Below are 22,926 nucleotides of genomic sequence, written 5' to 3'. Positions count from 1 at the left end.
ACCCAAATCATACCTCAAAAAATCTGGATATTGGAAATCAGGGAGTTACATGACGGGTGACTGCAATGTGGGTTAAAGAGTAACTGTTATGGATGCAAAATTAAGACTCATGGGATGAATCATGTGGAATAGGGAATGCTGATAAAGCCGAAAATCATGTCTTATATTGCCAAATTGTCCATTGGGGCGATATGGCGAAAGTAGTATTCCAGTCAGCCAGCGTCCACTTCCAAATCTTCAGTTTTGCGCCTATCAGTGACTGCACCCCGCATTTCAGGCTTGCATTGAATGCGAATGTCGGATCACCTTTTGCCGGCACCGTGATGGAAGCATCGGCATCAAGTCCTAACCGCGGGCCGACAGCGATTTCCGGACCGGCGAAACCGTAGATCATCGCATCGCAAGAGACATAGAAGCCTATGCCTGTTCTCAAGTTCACGTTGCCCTTGATGACATCCATGGAAAACTTGTTCTCTATCTGCCTGTATTCACCATAGGCCTTCCATGAGCCCTCATAGAGGACACCGGCCTTGAGTTTATTCTCAAACCTATACGACAGGCCGGTACTGAGGCTGCCTGTCAGCGTACCGTCAACCTTGAAAATGACACCAGGACTGAAAGTGATGCTCACGGGGACAATGCCAGCCATGAAGACCGCGGTATAGCCGGGAAAACTTATCAGCCGCTTGGTGAACTTGTCTTTTGGCAATGTAAGGCTCTTGCCAACATTCAAGTTCATTTCGGGCTTGAAAGCGAGTCCGCCATAGACACCGGCATCAAATTTCTTTAACGTTATGCCTTTCTTAAACGAGAAGCCGGTCTTTAATTGCAGCTTGGCGTTGACCTTTGCCTTAACGGGAACTTTCAGTCCGATGCTCGCATCCGCTTTTGAATCCAACTTGATGTTTGCTTTCAGCGTGACATCCTTATTGACAATAGCCCAGTCGATGTCAGACTTGTCCAGATCCTCTGCCGTTGCATAAGCATAGCCGTCCGTCCCGGAGGCCCAGGTGAACTGGCTGCGTGCAAGTGCCATGTCTTCCGTCACCTGCACGTCCTCTCCAGCGCCACCATTGTCGGTATAGAGGATAACTGCCGGATGGATGGTGTCTCCCTCCATATATCGGGCGGACATGTCTTCAACGGCATTGGTGCCACCGGCGCGCGTCCAGGCTTTTGCGGCTTGATGGTTGACATGGATTTTTGTATCGAAATTTATCTCCGCATCCTCCGGCAGTACGTCTGCCAACGAAGCGCTCTTGTCAACAGTGAGCACATAGCGGCCGTTATCCAGCATTTCAGATGTGACGCGCCGGATGTAAGGAAGGCTGTTCACTTTTTGCCATACCGCCATTGGTCTGCCAGAGAAGCGGGTGATGCCCATCTTGTCGGCCAATGCCTTGCTGACAGCAATCCGTGTGGTGTCGGCATTTAGGATAATGACATCATCGGATGCCGTGAAGTGGTGGTAGGTCAGTGAGATAGCGGATGAGTCAGCCGTCTCAGCCCCGCTGCCTCCCGGGGATGCTGCGTCGTCTGAGCAACCTGTTACAAAGAAGGCAGGGATTATCAGCATGATAGCTAGCCAATGAAAGCAATTGGCTTGCCTTAGTGCCGGAATAAGTTTGAATAAGGTCTTGTTCATCATGTCAGTGTTAAATTATTTTATCTTGAAGTTAAACGTCTTGCCATATTCGCGAAGAATGGACAGACGGAGCGTCTTTTCAGAAAGGTCGTAGAGGGCTGACCATTGGGTCTGCGACGTGAGTTCCTCGGTCGGAGGCTGTGAGACCGCCTGAAGTAGCGGCATGGCATCGGCCGCTTTCAGTACATAGTTGTTGGCACGCAGGGTGTTTCTCAGTGTATCATAACGCACCTTGCCGTGTTTTGATCCCCAGCCGTCGGTAGTGCCAACCATCGTCGGCGAGACATAGAAATTGGTGACACAGCGCAGGGTGTCGTTCCCTTTCAGCACCTCCATTACTCTCGGTGTGGTCTCGCCTTTGGAACGGGTATATTCCACAATGGCATAGTCGCCAGTGGCATCGGCCATGAAGTAGTGGTAGTTGCCGCGTCCGCTGCCGCGCATGTCCATATCGTAACTGCCCAGGAGCTGTATGGCCTCATTCACGGTTGAGGCCTTGTCGAGCAACATTCTTATAGCTGTCGTCGTACCAATGCGCGGCTTGCCTGTCTGCTGGTTGGTCTGGTTCTCGTTAAGTGACAGCACACCGATGGCAAAGCCGTCCTCATTGATGCCGTCGAGGGCGGCATAAGGCAGTCCCATCAAGAGTGAGAGATCAGTTGTTCCATCGGTATAGAACCCCTTGCCATAGCCTAAGTTCATGCCATCGACCATCGAAATGGACCGTTTCCCGCCAGCCGGTGCCGTATGCACTAAGATGGCCGCTATTGACTTGTAGCTCTTTCCGTCGGCAGTGGAATGACGGTAGTCGTAGTTGCGTCCCATCATGAAGTTGCCGCTTTGACGCTCAGGTGCAGCGAAGGCGCTACAGCCTGTGCCAAGAGAGACCTTTGCCTGACTTTTAGGAATACTGTCATAGAGCAGGTAGGCGATGTAGCTGAAGAGCTGGTCGGTTTGTGTGTAACCGGCCTTCAGTACGTCATCCAGTCTGTAATCGGCCGTATAGTCGATTTCGTACAGTCGGCCGGTCCCGTCAACATCCCTCATGGCATGCAGCATTGCCAGTTTGCCGTCGTCTTTGATGTAGGCTGCTGGATTGTGTGTGATGACGGTCGGAGCATCGTTGTCATCATTGCCGCACGAAGCTGTAAGGATTGCAACAATCACGCACGCTACTGACAACAAGTTGCGTGTGAGAATAGTGTTGGAGCATCTTTTCTTTAGCATTTGTTTCTTTGTCATATTTGTCATATTTGTGATATTTGTTAATATTCGCACCGGTTGGTGTCGGCAAAGATACGAAATGTTTAAGACATACGAAAGTCCAATCCTCTGTGGAACAGAGTTTTTTGTGCGTAGAACAAAAACTTGCTGTTAGCGCAATAGCTAAGTTTGCTGATAGAGCAAAAATTGTGGATAGCGCAACTTTGGCCTCAGCCATTTGCGATAGCCCTCTTTCGCCATTTGGACGGCGGACAGCCTTCTTTCGTCGTGAATATCTTCGTGAAATAGCTCAGCGAAAGAAACCCCGATGCCTCGGATATAGCGGCGACCGTCAGTTCCGGATGCTGCACCAACTGTTGTTTGGCGTAGGCAATGCGGAGTTCGGCAATCCATTCGCGGAATGACACGTGATAAACCATCTTGATGTATGATGAGAGGTAGGTGCGGTTGGTTACGAGTGTGGCTGCCAGTTCCTCAATGGTCAGCCCTTGACGGGTATAGCCGTCGGCAGTAATCCACTTGTCCAACCGCTCCTTGATGGTGGCGTGATAAGTTGGAAGGAGCGCATCGTCATGTTCATTGCAGTTAAGCGTTTGGCTTGTTTCCTCCATCATCTCTTTCTCTAAAATACTTTCCACCTGTTCGTAAAAAAGCAGATAGTTCAGATAGGAGCAGTAAAGATAAATGTAGAAAGGAATGCTCGACAAAATCCAAAGGAAAACGAAGCGGTCGGGGAGGAAAGTGAGCAGTCCGCAGCCAACGCCATATATCAGCGCCCACCATGTGAAGATGGACATCCACTGGATGTAGGCGCCGATGTCCTCTGAGTGCATGTCGTCGAACAGTCGCACGGCACGGCGGTATGTGAGGATGATGTTGCGTGAAAGACAGATGCCGTAGGCAATAAGCCAAAGTGCCATGAGTACAATTGCGGCATGTTGCATTGTTCCCTTTGACACGCCCAACAACAGCACAATGGAGAGAAGAACGTAGGCCAGCCATCCAGCGATATGCATAAGGAGCCGCCTCACTGTAAAGTAATGGGGCTTGAGCAGTACCATGAAGGCGCAGTTGAAGAGCCAGTAAGTAAGGTAATAGGTGGAGAGATTCATCATGATGGCTGCCTCTTTCCAAAGAAACCGGGGAGCCACAAATAAATGCACCGAATAATTGGCTGACAGTGCCAGCAGCGCTCCGGCCATGAGGCGACGCGACATGAGATAATTGCTGAAGATGCGCTTGTCGGGTGTCTTTGCCAAAAGAAAATAGAAAGCAAAGAACAGCATCAGCACAAGAGCTATGCCGAGGGAATTGTCGTATAATGTGTAATTTGGAGAAATCATGATGTTGCGATAAATGTTGTTTGTCAATATCTGTATGGCGGAGTCAATTAGCAAGTGCAAATTTATGATTTATGCCTTAATTCCGCAACTAAGCGTGTAATTTGTTATTAACAAAAGTTTCCCTCCCAAAAATAATGGGGTGAAAATAACAGTTTCTCGATAAAAAGTTGTATCTTTGTAATCGCTAAAGAACAAAAACAACGATTTAAAGAGTAACGGTTGTGGATGCAAAATTAAGCAATTTTTCTGAGTTATCAAACATATTAAGTATTAAAAGTTCATAGCGAACCAATTTAATGGCACTTTTTACCCGTTTTGCCAAACAGCGTAATGCCGAGAACCCAAACGCCATCCGCTTTAACGAGTCTACGGAATCGAAACTGAAGGTTGCCGTTAACATGATAAAGAGAGCTTGGAGTCATAAGTGCCTGCGAGCCAAGTATGTTCTTTGTGACAGCTGGTTTACTTGTGAATATCTCATCGCCGAAGTTAGAAAGCTTGGCAAAGGAGCCTTGCATCTTGTAGGATTGGTGAAAATGGAAAAGAAGTGGCATAAAAAACTTTTTAGGTAACCGTTAAAATGCCCTGTTTATAGGGATTGATGGAACATTAAGGACTCAAAAATGCCCTATAAACTGGGATGGGAAACCTTAGTAATGTAATCCTTTTTATACATTATAATTTAACCTTTGCCAAAACCTTACCGGTGGCACCCGAAAGACTCGCTACGAAGGCTCCAGCCTTATCACCAGCCTGCTTCAGGAAAGCCGCATCGTTCATCATGGAACTCATCAAGCCCTCGAAGTCCTCATAGGTATTGATTTCAAAACCGCCACCCGACTTCAGCAAGCCCTGAGCCTCCTGGAACTTCTTGTTGTTTGGACCAAAGATAACCGGCATATTCCATACAGCAGCTTCCAGAGTATTATGAATACCCACACCGAAACCACCGCCGATATAAGCCACATCACCATAATTATACATGCTGCTCAGCAATCCGAAGCAATCGATAATCAGCACATCAGCCTTGGCTGCCTCCTCAGGGGTAGTCTGCATATAGCGTACCACCTTCTTATCCTTCAAGAGAGAAAGAATCAGCTTCAGATGTTCCTCAGCAATCACATGAGGAGCAATCAGCAGTCGCCAATCCTTATGCTCATTGAAGAAACGGATAAAGATTTCCTCATCTGGAGGCCATGAACTACCAGCCACGAAGACCTTGTAGTCTGGATGAGATGCTTTCTCAGAAGACGCAGCAGAATCAGAACCAGCCACCCCACTTCTGAAAGCCTCGCAGATAGGCAGATGTTTAGCCGCCTGCTTAATCTGGAGTACACGGTCGAAACGGGTATCTCCTACCACATCCACATCCTTGATGCCGATGCTTTCGAGCAATCGTTTGCTTTCCTCATTCTGCACGAAGAAACGGGTAAAACACTTCAGTACATTTGCATAACTCCTGCCATACCACTTGAAGAACACCTGATCCTCGCGGAAGATACTGCTCACACTATAGGTAGGAATGTTGCGATACTTCAGGATATGAAGGAAATTAGACCAGAACTCATACTTGATGAAGAAAGCCATCACAGGACGCACCAGGCGAAGGAAACGGATTGCATTCAGACGGGTATCCACAGGCATATAGCAGATGATGTCGGCACCCTCATAGTTCTTGCGCACCTCATAACCCGAAGGAGAATAAAAGGTGAGCAAAATCTTATACTGAGGATAATCCTTGCGGATTTGCTCCATCAATGGACGTCCCTGCTCAAACTCGCCGAGCGATGCTGCATGAAACCAGATGTACTTAGCATTAGGATCCACCTTCTGCTTCAATATCTTGAAAGCCTCACGCTCACCACGCCACATCTTGCGTACCTTTTCATTAAACAGACTGGCGATAGCTATGCCCAATAGGACGAAATATATTACGATATTATAGATCATGATATTACTTTTATTGGTTAGTATCTATAAATACGTGAACTCTCTGAGGAACATTCAGCCCGACGGCAAAAGTTCCTCAGAGAGATGTTTATTGTGAATTAACCCAAAACTTCGATAGCCTTGCGAAGGCGACGCAAAGTCTCCTCCTTACCGAGGAAGGCAGAGATGTCGAACATACCTGGACCCTTGCCCTCTCCTACGAGAGTCAGGCGGAAGGCATTCATTACATCACCGAGCTTATAGCCCTTGTCCTCTACCCACTTCAATACGACAGGCTCCTGACCCTCGATAGAGAAGTCCTCGATGCCCTCGAGAACCTCAGCGAGTTCAGTCATCTGCTGAGCAGAGTACTCCTTCCAGCGCTTCTTGGCAGTCTTGGCATCATACTCTGTAGGAGGAATAAAGAAGAATGAGCACAATGGCCACAACTCATAGACGAAGTTCACACGGTCCTTCATCATGTGTACCACCTGCTTTACTCTATCCAAAGTCTCCTCTACACCATTGTTAGCCACGATAGGTGCAAAGAGGTTGGCAATCTCATCATCACTCTTCATGAGGATGTACTCATGGTTGAACCAGATGCCCTTCTTGAAGTCGAACTTGGCACCAGCCTTGGAACAGCGGGAGATATCGAAAGCCTTCACCAACTCATCGAGAGAGAAGATTTCCTGCTCCGTACCAGGGTTCCAGCCGAGGAGCGCCAGGAAGTTGACTACAGCCTCTGGGAAGTAGCCACTCTCACGATAACCAGAAGAAACCTCACCGGTCTTAGGGTCATGCCACTCCAATGGGAATACAGGGAAACCGAGGCGGTCACCATCGCGCTTGCTCAACTTACCCTTGCCCTCTGGCTTGAGAAGCAAAGGAAGGTGTGCGAAGCGAGGCATAGTATCCTCCCAACCGAAAGCCTGATAAAGGAGAACGTGCAATGGTGCACTAGGCAACCATTCCTCACCACGAATCACGTGAGAGATTTCCATCAAGTGGTCGTCCACGATGTTTGCCAAGTGATAAGTTGGCAATTCATCAGCACTCTTATAGAGCACCTTGTCGTCCAGGATATCGCTCATCACCTTCACGTCGCCACGAATCATATCGTTGACATGAATCTCCTGTCCTGGTTCAATCTTGAAACGAACGGTATATTGCTTGCCGTCGGCGATGAGCTGATCTACCTCCTCCTTGGAAAGGGTAAGAGAGTTGCGCATCTGCATACGGGTATGGGCATCGTACTGGAAATTCTGAATCTCAGCACGCTTAGCTTCCAGCTCCTCTGGAGTATCAAAAGCGATATATGCCTTACCATTGTCCAAAAGCTGCTGTACATATTTCTTATAGATATCACGACGCTCGCTCTGGCGATAAGGACCATGCTCGCCACCGAAACTCACACCCTCATCAAACTGGATACCGAGCCACTTGAAAGATTCCAGGATATATTCCTCGGCTCCTGGTACGAAACGATGAGAGTCTGTATCCTCGATACGGAACACAAGCTCACCACCATGCTGGCGAGCAAACAAATAATTATAAAGGGCGGTACGGACACCACCAATGTGCAGTGCTCCCGTTGGACTTGGGGCAAAACGCACTCTTACTTTTCTATCTGCCATGTCTTATTTTATAGCTATTTTTGAATTTTTCTGCAAATTTACAGTTTTTTTTGCGATTATAATAGTTTTTTTTCGTATTTTCGCACTGTAAAAAGGAATTAATGGGAGAAAAGATGCTTTTTTGCTCAATATTTGGGAAAATGAGCAGTTTTTTAGCCCAAAAACGTCACAAACCATAAAGCGTAACAAACATGAGTATATTCAACAATCTCGAGGAGAATTATTGGCGCAACCTGATCACCAAGACCATTCTCGTTATCTTTACAGTTGCCATCATTGTCTGGTTTTTGCCACGCAATGAGGGCAGACAGTTCCGTTACGATGTGGGAAAACCTTGGATGTACGGTTCAGTGATTGCCACCTTCGACTTCCCGATCTACAAGACCGATGAAGCCATCAAGCACGAGCAGGATTCGCTGCTGCGGCAGTTCCAGCCGTACTACACAGTGAATTCCAATGTCGGCAATGAACAGATCAAGCGTTTTCTCCACGACTTCAGCCAGGGCATTCCAGGACTTCCGAAGGAATACGTGGAACTCATAGCCAACCAGCTGAAGCAGGTTTATCAGACGGGCATTGTCAGTACGCCTGAATATAACCGTATCTACAAGGATTCTACCAGTATGATACGCATCATCAGCGGCAAGAACGCCAAGAGCTTTCCTATCGGTAACTTCTACTCTACCATTGCCGCCTATGAGCACATCTTCTTTGATGAGAAGATATCGGCACAGCGGCAGATTCTCTCCCGCTGCAATCTCAACGACTATGTGGAACCCAACCTTATATATGATAAGGAACGCTCGGAGGCAGAACGAACAGACTTGCTGAGCAGCATACCGCTGGCCAGCGGTATGGTGATGAGCGGACAGAAAATCATCGACCGAGGCGAAGTAATCAATGATTATACTTACCGAGTGCTTACCTCTTTCGACAAGGAGACGAAGCGCCGAAGTTCTACTGAGGACGAGCTTACCACTACCATCATCGGGCAGGCACTCTTCGTACTGATTCTCGTGATGATGTTTACCTTCTATCTCACGCTCTTCCGCAAAGACTACTTCGACAAGCCACGCAGCATCACCATGCTCTATGCGATGATTACGCTGTTCCCAATCTTTGTGTCACTCATCATGAAGCACAATTTCTTCAGCGTATATATCATCCCATTTGCCATGGCACCTATCTTTGTGCGCGTCTTTATGGATTCACGAACGGCTTTCATCACGCATGCCACGATGATTCTCATCTGTGCGGCAGCTGTGAAATACCAATATGAATTCATCATCGTGCAACTGGTTTCCGGCTTGGTTGCGATTTACAGCCTGCGCGAATTATCCAAGCGCTCGCAGATATTCTTCACTGCTCTCCTGGTTGCCATCAGTACTACCGTGGTATATGTGGCCCTCCAGTTGATGCAAGACAATCAGGTGTTCAATATCGACCGCAGCATGTACACCTATTCCACCATCAATGGAATTTTCCTGCTGCTCGCCTATCCACTGATGTACATCATCGAGAAGACGTTTGGTTTCACCTCTAATGTCACACTCTTCGAGTTGTCCAACACCAACAAGGGGCTGCTGCGCAACCTGAGCGAGATTGCTCCTGGTACATTCCAGCACTCCATCACCGTAGGTAATCTGGCAGCGGAGATAGCCAACCGTATCGAGGCAAACAGTCTGCTGGTACGTACCGGAGCACTCTATCACGATATCGGCAAGATGACAAACCCCGTATTCTTTACGGAGAACCAGGCAGGAGTGAATCCACACGACCAGCTGAGTGATCTGGAAAGTGCCCAGATCATCATCAGTCACGTAACAGAAGGACTGAAGATGGCAGAAAAGGTAGGTTTGCCGGGTATTATCAAGGACTTCATCACTACTCACCACGGTACAGGTATTGCCAAATTCTTCTATGTAAACTATTGCAATGCCCATCCTACGGAAGTAGTAGATAAGTCACTGTTCCAATATCCGGGACCGAATCCGTTTACCCGAGAGCAGGCAATCCTGATGATGGCGGATACAGTAGAAGCAGCTTCCCGCTCACTGAATGAATATACGGAAGAAAGCATCAGTAATCTGGTAAACAAGCTCATCGATGGACAGGTGGCAGATGGATTCTTCAAGGAATGCCCGATTACCTTCCGTGACATTGCACTTGCCAAGCTGGTGCTTATCGATCGTCTGAAGGCGATTTATCATACCCGCATCTCCTATCCTCACATGAATGTGAAGGAGAATCAAAGCATAAAAAAAAGAGGAAGAAGCTCCTCAAGCTGAAACCGACGTTCAAAAGTCTTGAAAACAGCTGATTTTTCAAGGTATCGAAACATACAAATAAAGCTATCAAATAGCCCGAGAATTTGCACAGTCTTTAAGTTTTGTGCAGATTCTCGGGCTATTTGCGTTAATATACTTTAAATATAAAATTATAATTATGGAGAAATAGAACATTATAGTTACCTTTGCGGACGTTTTTATTTAATATTATTAAGATGAAGAAACTAAAATTAGTTAGTTTGGCCATTGCGATGGCCTGTGCAACACCTTCTTTGGCAGGTGGTTTGCTCACTAACACCAATCAGCATGTTGCATTCAATAGAATGATGAGCCGTGAGGCTTCAATTGGTATCGACGGCGTTTACTACAATCCAGCCGGTGTTGTATTCATGGGTGAAGGTCACCATCTTGCCATCAACTGGCAGTTGGCTTACCAGACACGTAGCATTGAAAATGATTATGCTCTGTTCACTAACAATGTGAACAATCCGATTACTCCTCGTACTTTCAAGGGTGAGGCTTTTGCGCCTGTCATCCCTTCATTCCAGTATGCTTACAATAAAGGCAGATGGTCACTCCAGGCTAGTTTCGCCCTCACCGGTGGCGGTGGTAAGTGTACTTTCGACGATGGACTGGGTTCCTTCGAGAAGATTGTAGCCGAGACAGCTTTGGCAGCTTGCGGTTTGGCAAGAACTGTTGACAACGTATTGGGTAATACACTTGGCCAGCCAGGAATGCAAATGTTTACAACCGACCAAGCTTTCGGTCAGAAAGGCGAATATAGTTACAACAGCTATATGCATGGCCGTCAGTACTATTATGGTCTCTCTGTAGGTGCTGCATATAAATTCAGCGACAACTTCAGCGCATTTGCAGGCGTACGTGGCGTCTATGCTTCAACAAACTACTATGGATATGTTGAAAACATCAAGGTAGGCAACATGCCTCTTTACAAGGTACTCGACCCTAACAAGGAAAATGCAGCCAACATTGAATTGAGCTGTGACCAGAGCGGCATCGGCTTTACTCCTATCATCGGTGTAGACTTCAAGACAGGCAAGTGGAACTTCTCTGCAAAATATGAGTTCAAGACTCGCATACGTTTGAAGAACAAGTCTGTAAATCAGGCTCCTAGTATCAGTGCTCTCCCAGACAACTTGTCTAGACAGATGGTTGGAACTTTGACAGAGGTATTCACTAAAAAGGGTATGACTCCAGAAAATGCTCTAGCCACTGCAACAAATACTACTAAAGCAGTTTTAACTAACGGTGATGTAGTAAAGACAATGGCTGGCTTGAAGACCGAGTTCGACACCAAGCTCGAAGAGGCTATCGGCGAATACGAAGATGGCAAGAAGATTGCAGGTGATATTCCTGCATATCTGGCACTCGGTGTTGGCTATAGCCCTGTCGATGCAGTTAGAGTAAACGTAGGTTTCCACTGGTTCGATGACAAGCACGCTACATCTTACAACAACCGACAGGAGAAGTTGAACCGTGGTACATTGGAGTACAACGCAGGTGTCGAGGTAGATGTAAACAAGAAGATTACCTTGAGTACTGGCTGGCAGAATACCAACTATGGTTTGCCTGATGAGAACCTTGACACACCAGCTTCAAAAAGATACATGGACGACAAATCATTCATTGTCAGTTCAAACTCTGTAGCTTTCGGTGGTGTTTATCACATCAATAAGAAGATGGATCTGAACGTGGCTTACTTCCACACCTTCTATCAGCACAAGAAGACTTCAGAGAATGTAGAACAAATAGGAAAGACCTACAGCTCTGATTACACACGTAACAACAATGTGTTCGCAGTAGGTCTTGACATCAACTTCTAATCACAGTGTTGAAAAAGCCGAATTAGATGGTTGAAAAAGCCGAATTAGACTTATGTTTATCAAACTATCAGATAAGACGACAAGACACATAACTACAAACATTCAAAAAGGCTATCCCTCTCGTTAAGATTGGGATAGCCTTTCTTTTTTATCTCACACAGAGGATTCCGACATGACTACTTTACCTACATCGGGTCCACATCATAATATATCTGCAAAGCTCCATACCTCGGATCTTTTGCCATTATCTGCTGTGCATACTTCAGATATTCGCGCACCTTCTTCTGGTCGATACCATTCTCCAGCTTGATGACAATCTTGCGGATATTCATTGTCTTTACACGTGCTACAGCCGGCTTATCCGGTCCGAGTACGCGTTCACCAAACCATCCTCTCAGCGTCTTGCCCAATTCCAGACTAGCCTGTTGGCAGATCTTTTCGTGCTTGTGCTTCAGGAACACATTGATAAGATGGAAGAAAGGCGGATAATGAAACATTCTTCTCTCCTCCAGGATTCCCTTGAAAAGAGAATCATAGTCATTGTGTACTACCTGACTGATGATAGGCAGTGTCGGATTCTTTGTCTGCAGAATCACGAGTCCCCGTTTGCCCTTTCTTCCGGCTCTTCCACTCACCTGCGCCATCATCATGAAAGCATGCTCGTAAGCACGGAAATCAGGATAGTTGAGCATTGAATCAGCATTCAAGATACCTACTACACTCACTTTATCGAAATCCAAGCCCTTTGATATCATCTGCGTACCAATCAGAAGATTTGTCTTTCCCGAAGAGAAATCGGAGATCAGTCGCTCATAGGCATTTCGGGTACGGGTTGTATCTAAGTCCATTCGGGCGATGCGGGCTTCAGGAAAGATCTCGGAAATCTGGTCTTCGATGCGCTCTGTTCCGATACCCCTGCCCATCAACTCAGTACTGCCACAGTTAGGACATTCTGTAGGAACCGGATAAGTATAACCGCAATAATGGCAGGTAAGGAGATTGATACTCTTATGCAGGGTAAGCGAAACATCACAGTTCTTGCATTTCGGCACCCATCCACACACCTTACATTCTATCATCGGTGCAAATCCCCTTCGGTTCTGGAAGAGGATAGCCTGCTCTCCATTCTTCAGGGCTTCTTTTACCGCCGCCAGAAGCACAGGCGAATAAACACCCGTCATCATCTTGCGATGGCGGAGGTCTTTCACATCCACCACCTGTATCTCAGGCAACTGAATATCCTTGTATCGGGTCTTCAGTTCTACCAATCCATACTTACCCTGCCGGGCATTGTAATAGCTTTCCATCGAAGGCGTAGCCGTTCCCAGAAGCACCTTTGCCTCCGGATACATGTTGGCAAGCACGATGGCTGCACTGCGGGCATGATAGCGTGGAGCCGGATCCTGCTGCTTGAAAGAGGTCTCGTGCTCTTCGTCGATGATGACAAGTCCCAGTTTCTGGAAAGGCAGAAAGACTGCACTTCTTGCTCCCAGGATCACATCATAGGGATGTCCGGAGAGTTGTTTCTGCCAGATTTCGACGCGCTCTGCATCACTATATTTAGAATGATAGATACCGAGCCGGTCGCCAAAGACTTTGTGTAGTCGCTCCATTATCTGAACCGTCAGGGCGATTTCGGGCAGCAGATAAAGCACCTGCCTGTGTTCCTCAATGGCTTTTCTGACGAGATGGATATAGATTTCCGTCTTTCCGCTGGAAGTTACGCCATGCAGGAGCACTACGTTTTTCTTCAGCATCTGCATCAGTATCTGATTGTAAGCATCCTGCTGCGGCATAGACAAGGGCTTGATCTGGTCTAGATGCGATTCTCCAGCCGTATTCAATCTACCCACTTCCAACTCGTAGGTAAAGAGGATGCCTCTGTCGATGAGCGCCTTGACCACAGCTGCCGTGCATCGTGCCTCGTTCATCAGCTCTTCCTTCGTCACCTTCTTGATACCTTCTCTAGGCGTATCTCCCTCCAGACTGTCCCAATGAGAAAGAGCCAGGAAGGTGGTCAAAGTCTTCGATTGCTTCAGGGCACGCTGCACCATATTGAGCGCCACGTGCAGAGCCTGTTCATTGCGATAACTGCTAGCCAACTCCACATAGAGTTCCATCTTGGGCTTGAATTTCTCTGTAGATTTCATTCCGGCAGGCATGGCTGCATTATATACATCGCCAAGAGGTGACATATAGTAATCGCTGATCCATTGCCAAAGGCGATATTGCTGGGGAAGAAGAGAGGGATAGGAATCAAGAACACCCTCTATCGGCTTACAGTTGAAATCCGGCTTTTCGGAATGTACATCCGCTACCATGGCAATATATTTCTTGCTTTTTCCTAAGGGAACAAGCACGCGCATACCAGCCACGACTTTCTCTTCCATCCCTTCGGGGACAGAATAAGTAAAGGTGCCGTCGAGCGGAAGAGGCAATATCACATCTACATATCTCATTGTTTCTATCTTCTAATTCTTCAGAATGTTTATCGTATGAAACAGCTACCCAACTATTCTTTCCAAACATTCGTTCTGCAAAGATAGCAAAAAAAAAGCAGATACCCATCATCAGGTACCTGCTTTTATATATTTTAATGTATCTACTCGAAGAGATACAAGTTACAGTAGCTTAGAACCAGTAGCCGAGTGCAATCTGCCAAGAGTTGTTACGGCTCTTGTCCACTGATTCAAGAACCTTAGAGAAGCTAGCATCAGCAGACTTGCCGCAAGCGATATTGTAGTTGGCTGATACCTGAAGATGGTTCAGCAAGGTTACACCAGCACCTACGTTTACGCTGAAGTTTGACTTCTTCAAAGAGTAGTTGCCCACCTTTTCCAAATCAAAGTTCTTGTCACCCACATTGAATCCCCACTGTGGACCAGCAAAAAGGAAAACGTTAGCCAGACTGCTCAAGCCAAAACCATAACGAACGTTGACAGGAATGTTGATAGACTGCTGCTTCACATTAGTCTTTCCAAATTCATCATCAATATTATACTTAACATCAGCCTCTTTCTGGTCGTATAAAGCTGCAGCATCGAAGCTCAAGCCTACGATAGGTACAGTAACCTTCACCATAGGACCAACAAAGAAACCAGTCTTGTTGGAAGCATCAAATACATCCTCGCTGAAAGACATGCTTGTCACGTTCAAACCGCCCTTCAAACCGAACTTAATCTGTGCGTTTGCGCTAGTAGCATACATCATTGCTGCTACCATGAATACAAGTGATAAAATCTTCTTCATTTTCTTACCTTTTTTAATTGTTACTAATTCAATATGTTCACACTATATGTTGAATACAACATCTCTTTTACTTAATGGCGCTCTCTTCTCACCGTGACTCTAGCCGAACCGCTGGCAAAAGAGGTTCTGTTTTTAGCCTGCTTTGACTTGACACGGGAAACCTTGCCGGCGTTGGCAGATGCGCCACGCAATCCTGTGCTTCGGCGAATCTTCCTTACACTTCCCTTTACATCCTTTGCTGCATGGGCAATGCTGTCCAGTGAATCCTTTCGAGCCTGATTACCCCAGATATTCTTCTCAAAGGCAACCAGTTCAGCCTCGATGCGTTTCTGCTCCTTTGCCATGGCAGAATCCGTGGTACAGTATTGAGAAAGGGTTTGTCCCAACAGATTATTGGTCTTGTAAATCTTACCCTTATATTGATTTCTGGCAAAGTAATCATCAATGCTCATCACCACGGCATTGTTCAGATTGCTAGTCATCACCTGCTGGCGGGTAAGATAAGGAGCCAGATCATCATATTTCACCCAAAAGAGGGGATACTTGGTTCCACCATCTCCAAAATCATCCTCACGGGTCATGATAGGGCAAAGCGCCAACACCTTGGTATGGAAGGTAGCAGAACGCTGGTCGAAAAAACTGCTCTCCTTGATATAATACGATTGCACCTCACGCGAAGGGATATCGCTGTTGTCTAACTTGATTCTACCATTTGCCTGCTTCTCGTAGTAGATATGATAGTTATCCAGGAAAGACTTCGGATCCACCCGGTCGGCAGCGGCAAAACTTTCATTACCATCCATGCGATATTGGAATACGGTAATCTTTCCCGTCATCATCAATCTGAAGATGGTGGTAAAGAGATTCATCTGATTTCCCTTCGGCTCTACAGGATAATAGAGCGCAGCATTGGCTTCATTGTTGAGATCCAGTTCACGGTAGATATCTCTTCTCCAAACCACGTCCTCATCCATCGGGAGAGCAGTAGGAAAGGAGATCTGCGCACGCAGGGTTGGAGTATCGCCATTCTGCTGCGCAGCTTTCTTCTGTGCGGCCGCCTGCCTGCGGGCCTCAGGTTGTGCCCAGATGCCCTGCACCATTCCCAAGAGCAGGAACAAGAACAATATCTTTTTCATTGACTTTGATTTTTAAATTTGAAAACTCCGTTATTACTTTACGATAACTTCCATTGCTGAAGGCAGGGTTCGCATGATGCCGTCGGGACCTACAGCTCTGATATGAGAGATGTAGAAACGACGGTTGCGATACAGCTTTCTAAACTTCTCACGCTGTCTGGCCGAGAAACTGGCTCCAGCAGAAGCCAGCGGAATGGCATTACCCATATTGTCGAAGAAGACGGTTTCGAAACCTACTACCTTGAAAGGAATATCCAGAAGTCCATCGTCGATGGCTGCATGAATGCCCGTGGCACCCATCAGATTGGCCTTTGCCAAACCGCCACCTCTGAATCTGTCTGTTCCCATTGCGATATAAGCGGTAGGATCTGGCAATTTTCTGACATGGAAAACAAAAGGCGGCAGCGAGCGAACCTGTCCTTTATCTCTTGCCGTTACATGAATGGTAACATCCCTGCCAACGGCAGATGGAGTCGCCACGAAATGACCATTACCTTTTGATACGAACGAGCCACCACTCATAGAGGCAGAGATGGCATTAGCCGGAACACCTGGCACACTGATACTGATAGGATTGGCATAACCTGCATAAAGCACATTCATCAGGTCAGCTGCCACGGTAGCAGAATTCGGAACAGGCAATACGGTATATTTCTGACTGAAGTTACGACGGATTTCCTCACCATCCTTGCCTTTCATCAGAATATAGCCATTAAACTGATGTTCTCCGACCCCACTAGCCGTAAAGCTATATCTACCATCAGCAGCCTGAAGCCGACTGCCATTGACATAGATTTCAGGGCGCTGGGTACTGTCTATAACCGCCATCACCACCTGTGAGTTGAATCGCTCACCCGCATAAAGGGTCGTCTTTTCAGGAATCACGAAGGCATTCATCTCACTCACATTCAGTTCCACGAGTTTCACATCCTTCTTCTCATCGCCCTTCCGCGGTTCATCCTGCAAGCTTCTCTTCACCTTCTCCACCAACGACTTTCCCTTGACACCGAACTCCTCTTCAGTAGGAGTATTCAGTGCCAACATAGCCATCAAGACGACATACATCAGATTGATCATCTTCTGGCGTGGTGAAATCGGTCTTTTCTTTATTGCCATTTATTTTTCTTTTAAGTTTGCGGTCATCGCTGCAATCATACGTGCATAAATGCTGTTCAGTTGCTCTATCTGCTGAGCCATCTTCCGGGTCTGTTCATTGATCTGGTCGATGGTACCAATCTGCTGACTGGCACTTTTCAACTGCATCTCATAAACCTTGGTAATACCGGTAAGCGTGCGGTTCAGGTTTTCCATCTCCTCACTGTCACGAGTCAGACGGGAGCTCTGCTCATTAACCTTGCCAAGGGTATCTACCAGATTCTTCAGTTCATCCACATAGCTGCTCTGCACTTTCTGCATTTCCTCAGAAGCTACCTGCATTTCTGCCAAGGCATCCGGCTGAACTATTGGGGAAGCCTGGTTGGCAACACCAGCAATTGGAGAAGAAGATGCTCCTATGGTAGAAGCAGCCACATTCTTGTCCTGGTATTCTACCTTACCCGTCTCCAGATATTCCTCCGTTACATGAGTAGGAAGCTCTCTGCCATCAGCAGTTTTATCGAAAGGACGGTCGAAAGCAGACAGGAAGAACACGATAATCTCAGTGCCCATTCCCAGGAAGATCATCAGTTTGGCTCCGGGAAGATGCGTCAACGTGAAGAGAGTACCTGCAATAACGATACTCGCACCCCAACTATATGCATAGTTCAGGAAAGTCTGTCCCGGAACACTATCCATCCACTTCTGCAGACGATATACAATATTATATTTACTATAGTCACCCATTTTGATTATCTCCTATTCTTATTTCTTGATGGTTTCTGCTTGGCACTCGATGTGGTAGCCAGACTTCTTACGCAGCGGAATCCGATATATGAGCGTGGCTGGTTCTGGTATTCCCAAGAGCGCCATGCCGAGCGGATAAAAGATTCCGGGTCTTTCCAGGAACCACCTCTTACACTCTTTTTCTTCAACCGGTAAGGATCTTCCTTGGCTGCATTGTATTTCAGGTCAGGATTCAGATCATTCATCGCATCCACTCCTGCCTCGGTATAAACGGTACTGGTCCATTCAGCCACATTACCAGCCATATCATAGAGCCCGTTCGAGTTGGGTGAATAAATACCCACCTTACTCGTTATCAGGTTACCATCCTTGGTATAGTTACCCCTATCTGGCTTGAAGTTGGCATAGAAACATCCATCTCCATTCTTTACGTCAGCATTGTCCCAAGGGAACTCACTCTGATTCTTTCCTCTGGCAGCAAACTCCCATTCTGCCTCAGTTGGCAGACGGTAACGCTGCACAAATCTTGCCTCCGGTCCCAAACCTTTCAGAAGGTAGTCGGTACGCCAGGCACAGAAGGCATTCGCCTGCTCCCAGGTAACACCCACAACAGGATAGTCGTTGTAGGCTGGATTACTGAAATAGCTTCTCAGATAAGCTTCATTATCTGAGTTGCGGAAATCATTCACCCAGCAAGTTGTATCCGGATAGATATTCACGATATAAGTATTGAGGAAATCCCACGGACCGCTCAACGGGCGGTTGATGGTCTCTCTCACCACTCTACCCTCATCATCATAATAAGCGGTATCCTTCGAAATCATCACCACCTCATCAGGATTTATCTGGATATCTGTATTCAGACTGCGCTCCTGCGGATTGATTCGGTTACGGCGAAGGGCAGCTGCTGTGTAATCATAGATTTCATACTTATAGTTGAGCTGGCGCCAATCAATCAGCTTCTCACCGGTCACCGGATTCACATTGTAGAGACTTTCTATCGCACGCAGTTCATCCTCATTCGGCTTTCTTGGCAAAGGCTTCTTCCAGTTAACCTGCGGAGGAACCGGGTCGCCATTCTTGTCTTCGGTAATCATATAGGTCTCATCACCGGCATAGGCAGGATCGGCAAGACGGGTACGAAGGATGGAATCGCGTACATAAGCAACAAACTGCTTGTACTCAGAGTTCGTAATCTCAGTATCATCCATCCAGAAACCATCTACGGAAACATCCTTACGGGGAGTCTTGGCACCCCATAGCGAATCCTGAGTCTCAAGACCCATCTTCAGGAAACCACGATTCACCTTTACCATTCCGTAAGGTGTAGGCTCCACGAACCCTCTTCCGCTTACGCCCACAACTTCTCCTCCTCTACCTGCCATGGAAGTAGATTTTGCGCTGAAACAGCCACTCAGGGAGAGCAGTGCTACAAGTGAGCAGAAGAGCCCTAATATTTTCTTCATTTCAATATTCATATTCTTGATGATATACTATAGTATTCTAACACTTTGATGTTTGTTCTTTCCTTTTTTGGCAAGACTGATCTCAGTCTGGTATCCGATGAAGAGTTCATGGCTACCATTGCCAGCATTCAACTTCGAAGTATAGCACTCATAACTGTACCCAAGTATCACCCCATGAAAAGTACCTCCCAATAGAAAGGTCACTGAATGATCAGGACTGTAGGTGAGTCCACCATACAAATGCTTTCCCTCGTGCTGATATACCAGCCGCCCGGTAACATCGCCTCGCCATGCCGTGCCATCATACCTGACTAGAGCAGATGACCTTATAGATAAAAACGGATTTCTCAGTTGAATATTGTATCCACCAGTCAAATAATACGTTGCATCAATCTCAAATTCATTTGAATCACCCAGATTGATCGTCGGAGAAGTAAGATGCTGCCCTGAAAGCCCCACATACCAATTACGATGAATGAAATAGAGACCCAAGGCAAAATCCATTCCGCTTCCCTCTACATTTGTCGTAGCAAAAGCAGGGTCGCCCGATTCTCCAGCATCCACCTTGCTGCCATCAAAACTCTCACTCAGCATACCGCCCTGCAATCCGATACTCATCATTCCTCCCCATATCTTCTTTTTATAGGCATACTGCAGGCTAAGACGCTGGTGGGTAAAGAGACCAATCTGGTCATTCATCAGCGAAACGCCCACACCCTGCTGATGATTGAAAAGCTGGAAAGGCATATCTGCCGCCAGATACATCGTACGGGGATTGTGTTCGAATCCAGCCATATCAAGAGCGTAAGCAGCCGTAACATTCAGTTTAGCCTGCTTACCCACTGCTGCAGGATTGAAGGATGACTCCATGTCGAAATAATGACTGAAGGATGGATCATACTGTGCTCTCGTACAGAGCACGCCTGCCAGCAAAAAACATAATATGATGATTCGTCTTAACACAATGTAATAACGTAAATTATCGCTGAATATTATATATAAGGTGATGATTGAGGAAACATCCGGGCAGATATGAGATGAAAATGTAACAGAAAGAAGATGAAAAAGGCTGTTCTCCGTGTAGAGAACAGCCCTATCATCGACTTTTAATATTCGTCGTCATTCCAGAGGAATATTAGGGCTGAATACCAAGCACTTATAGTCTTTCAACTTTTATATTGAACATTTTATTAAGGAGTAAAAGTCGCTAAAAGGCTTTTCTAAACCTATCTTGCAACTCCTTGATTCGCTCTAAAAGTTTTTCGAAAGATAAAGTCTGACCATAGATAAAGTGGTTACACATCTCTGCATAATCACCTTCCCAATCCTTCATCAACTCTTGCCTAGGAACGAAATCAATCTCACTAGGCATCAACTTAGAATAATCTACATACCCAACAGCATAGTATATGGAACGATGCTTAACTATACGCTCATACAAATCAATATCCTGCAGGGCTTGTTTGCCAAATCCTGTATCCATCAAGCGTTCGAGATCATAAAGATGTCTAGACATTCGGACATGACGAGGAGTCTGTTTCTGAAACTCCTCGCATAGCAGGAATGCCTTCTCTAGGAATGTTCGAGTAGGCACAACTGTTCTGACCGTAGCTGTAGCCGCCGCATCTTCTCCAGGGAAAGTCTGCTCAATATATGATGAAATCAAACGGTCTTCCGTAGGTTCATTCATAGACAAGCAACTAATCTCTATCTTAACTCTTGGCGGAATATACTCTATCGTATGACCAAGCATAGACTCATAATGAACGAGAATGACAGACGGATCCTTATCACTTGCAACGGGACTTGCCTTACCATCCTCATCAATTTCCTCTACTACATTTTCTATATGGTATCCTTCCACACCAAGTTTCTTTAGATTTTCATCCAACTCTGCTGAAACTGTATCAAGAAAATACCTACGTGCCTTCTTGCGAAGTTTTTCACGCTGATTCTTTGTCGTCTTCTCTATACCGAAGAATTCATGGCTTACAGATAAGTCTATATCCTCACTGAATCTTTCTATCAAATTCCATCCTTTACTGAGACTTGTATCTCCCTTAAAGATGAGTTGATCTGCACATGAACATTTGAAAAGAGCGTTGAGCACCACAGTTACTCACCAGTCCTTTTCAATTGCAACCTGATTAATACGAAACTTCTCTTCCGCACGTTGCAACATTGCTATTCGTTCATCTATTGTGTGATTTAACCAAAGTGTCATAATGCTCGTTTTTATCTTTTATATCAGTTATCAGCTTTCTCATCCATACTGGCATGAGAGTAAGGTCTTGTACAAACAAGTCTTTATGTTCCTCTTCATTGACCAATTTTCTTATGGTAGAGAGTTCTTGATTACCTACATTCTTTTGTCCTAATGTTCTAAGAGCTTGTACAAGAAGCGCTGCCAACACTGTCTGAAAAGCAAAGTTCTTAGGAACACTTCTCTTCAACTCTATAGTCCGATTTCCAAGAGTCAAGACTCTTCCACTTCCCGATGTCAGATAAGTATATTTTGTAGGCACCTGTGTTGAGAGTCCAAGTTTGTTGAGCGCTGTAACTCCTGAAGGTTGTATTTGTACCTTATCTCGCTGGGCTATAGCCATCACCATTTCATCTATTGATGGATAGACTATCCCAAATCGGGTATTCTTAGGGCGAAGATAAACCCCATTAGCTAATCGAACTATATTTCCCTTTTTTTCTTCTACAGAAAGTGCACGACTTACCACCTTCTCATTATCACTGATGTCCGAGAAGTCTGAGATGAAGAGAATCTGCCCTTCACTTGTCTCGTATATACGGTTTGCTATTTCTGCCATATCGTTTTCTTTCTTTAATGGTGCAAAAATACAAAAAATCAGCGATATGCGTAACATACCACTGATTAAATTAACTTTTTTTATGTAGAAAACTTTGCAAACATTTTCCACAATCACTTATTCTTATTCACTCTTAGCTGTCTGTGGTACTCACAGCTCTTGCGTTGTAGTTCTTCCTTATGACTGGCATAATATCGACGTTGATACTCTTTTTTCGTGGCAGTTTTTCACTCTTTAGGAGACATACAGGCAAATTCTCCGAATGAATCTGGATACTGCTTGATTATTGCAGTAAAGACTGCGGACAAGACCTGCACGACAATGGAGTTTCCGGCTCGCCAATATAGAGAATAGTCAGAAGTCTTACGATGACGACCATTTATAAACATAAGTTTCGCTATTTGTTCTTTTGTGTAACCTTCTTTACCTCAAATCCGCAACCTATAGGGTTTAGTGGGATTTTGCTTGCAAAGCGACAAAATTCATTTTATTGTACATATT

At 46.0% G+C, this 22,926-nt stretch carries 15 protein-coding genes and 2 pseudogenes; 3 read left to right on the top strand and 14 right to left on the bottom strand.

What is annotated here, in order from left to right; all coding sequences use genetic code 11:
* Positions 1–154 precede the first annotated feature (154 nt).
* The 3 genes from AAAT87_RS12490 to AAAT87_RS12480 all read right to left on the bottom strand — a co-directional run bounded on the left by AAAT87_RS12490 (position 155) and on the right by AAAT87_RS12480 (position 3,789).
* Positions 155–1,648 carry a hypothetical protein gene (locus AAAT87_RS12490; protein ID WP_296971749.1) on the bottom strand — a complete coding sequence of 498 codons (1,494 nt, stop codon included), beginning with the start codon at positions 1,646–1,648 and terminating at the stop codon, positions 155–157.
* A gap of 12 nt (positions 1,649–1,660) precedes the next feature.
* Positions 1,661–2,887, bottom strand: coding sequence for a carcinine hydrolase/isopenicillin-N N-acyltransferase family protein (locus AAAT87_RS12485; protein WP_295023654.1), 1,227 nt, complete (start codon positions 2,885–2,887; stop codon positions 1,661–1,663).
* Between the two features lie 191 nt (positions 2,888–3,078).
* Entirely contained in the window at positions 3,079–3,789 is a 711-nt protein-coding gene (locus AAAT87_RS12480) for an AraC family transcriptional regulator (RefSeq protein ID WP_349226590.1), read from the bottom strand.
* A gap of 719 nt (positions 3,790–4,508) precedes the next feature.
* On the opposite strand from AAAT87_RS12480, the gene AAAT87_RS12475 reads away from it, so the two are divergent.
* The gene (locus AAAT87_RS12475) at positions 4,509–4,784 is read left to right on the top strand and encodes a hypothetical protein (RefSeq protein WP_349226589.1); all 276 of its coding nucleotides are present in this window, start codon (positions 4,509–4,511) and stop codon (positions 4,782–4,784) included.
* 103 nt (positions 4,785–4,887) lie between these two features.
* On the opposite strand, the gene AAAT87_RS12470 is transcribed toward AAAT87_RS12475, so the two are convergent.
* Both AAAT87_RS12470 and gltX read right to left on the bottom strand, forming a co-directional pair.
* Entirely contained in the window at positions 4,888–6,159 is a 1,272-nt protein-coding gene (locus AAAT87_RS12470) for a 3-deoxy-D-manno-octulosonic acid transferase (protein ID WP_349226591.1), read from the bottom strand.
* Positions 6,160–6,260: 101 nt separating this feature from the next.
* Entirely contained in the window at positions 6,261–7,778 is a 1,518-nt protein-coding gene (gltX, locus tag AAAT87_RS12465; protein ID WP_117662561.1) for a glutamate--tRNA ligase, read from the bottom strand.
* A 191-nt stretch (positions 7,779–7,969) separates the two neighbouring features.
* On the opposite strand from gltX, the gene AAAT87_RS12460 reads away from it, so the two are divergent.
* Both AAAT87_RS12460 and AAAT87_RS12455 read left to right on the top strand, forming a co-directional pair.
* The gene (locus tag AAAT87_RS12460; RefSeq protein WP_296971754.1) at positions 7,970–10,066 is read left to right on the top strand and encodes an HD family phosphohydrolase; all 2,097 of its coding nucleotides are present in this window, start codon (positions 7,970–7,972) and stop codon (positions 10,064–10,066) included.
* Positions 10,067–10,281: 215 nt separating this feature from the next.
* On the top strand, positions 10,282–11,910 hold the full coding sequence (locus AAAT87_RS12455) for an OmpP1/FadL family transporter (protein WP_295023652.1): 1,629 nt from the start codon (positions 10,282–10,284) through the stop codon (positions 11,908–11,910).
* 185 nt (positions 11,911–12,095) lie between these two features.
* Here AAAT87_RS12455 and priA read toward each other — a convergent pair whose 3' ends face one another.
* The 9 genes and pseudogenes from priA to AAAT87_RS12410 form a co-directional block, all read right to left on the bottom strand.
* Complete coding sequence (gene priA / locus AAAT87_RS12450; protein ID WP_295023651.1) at positions 12,096–14,369, bottom strand: replication restart helicase PriA; 2,274 nt, start codon at positions 14,367–14,369, stop codon at positions 12,096–12,098.
* Positions 14,370–14,541: 172 nt separating this feature from the next.
* Positions 14,542–15,159, bottom strand: a complete 618-nt coding sequence (locus tag AAAT87_RS12445; RefSeq protein ID WP_349226588.1) for a porin family protein — start codon at positions 15,157–15,159, stop codon at positions 14,542–14,544.
* 71 nt (positions 15,160–15,230) lie between these two features.
* A complete protein-coding gene (gene porN, locus AAAT87_RS12440; RefSeq protein ID WP_349226587.1) occupies positions 15,231–16,295 on the bottom strand; it encodes a type IX secretion system ring subunit PorN/GldN in 1,065 nt (354 codons plus the stop codon).
* Positions 16,296–16,328: 33 nt separating this feature from the next.
* Positions 16,329–17,225: pseudogene (gene porM / locus AAAT87_RS12435) on the bottom strand (type IX secretion system motor protein PorM/GldM); the annotation flags it as partial.
* Between the two features lie 186 nt (positions 17,226–17,411).
* Complete coding sequence (gene porL, locus AAAT87_RS12430) at positions 17,412–18,137, bottom strand: type IX secretion system motor protein PorL/GldL (protein WP_233905429.1); 726 nt, start codon at positions 18,135–18,137, stop codon at positions 17,412–17,414.
* Positions 18,138–18,142: 5 nt separating this feature from the next.
* Positions 18,143–19,603, bottom strand: a complete 1,461-nt coding sequence (gene porK / locus AAAT87_RS12425) for a T9SS ring complex lipoprotein PorK/GldK (RefSeq protein WP_270531191.1) — start codon at positions 19,601–19,603, stop codon at positions 18,143–18,145.
* Positions 19,604–19,630: 27 nt separating this feature from the next.
* Positions 19,631–20,566 (bottom strand): PorP/SprF family type IX secretion system membrane protein, encoded by a 936-nt coding sequence (locus AAAT87_RS12420; RefSeq protein ID WP_349226585.1) that lies wholly within the window; start codon positions 20,564–20,566, stop codon positions 19,631–19,633.
* 244 nt (positions 20,567–20,810) lie between these two features.
* A pseudogene (locus tag AAAT87_RS12415) lies at positions 20,811–21,827 on the bottom strand (nucleotidyl transferase AbiEii/AbiGii toxin family protein).
* Positions 21,796–22,425 (bottom strand): DUF6088 family protein, encoded by a 630-nt coding sequence (locus AAAT87_RS12410; protein ID WP_349226584.1) that lies wholly within the window; start codon positions 22,423–22,425, stop codon positions 21,796–21,798. The pseudogene AAAT87_RS12415 and the gene AAAT87_RS12410 overlap by 32 nt, the downstream one beginning before the upstream one ends.
* Positions 22,426–22,926 lie beyond the last annotated feature (501 nt).

The organism is Segatella sinensis, from assembly GCF_040095255.1.
In the GTDB taxonomy this organism is placed as follows: Bacteria; Bacteroidota; Bacteroidia; order Bacteroidales; family Bacteroidaceae; genus Prevotella; species Prevotella sinensis.
This window is presented reverse-complemented; position numbering and strand designations above follow the sequence as displayed.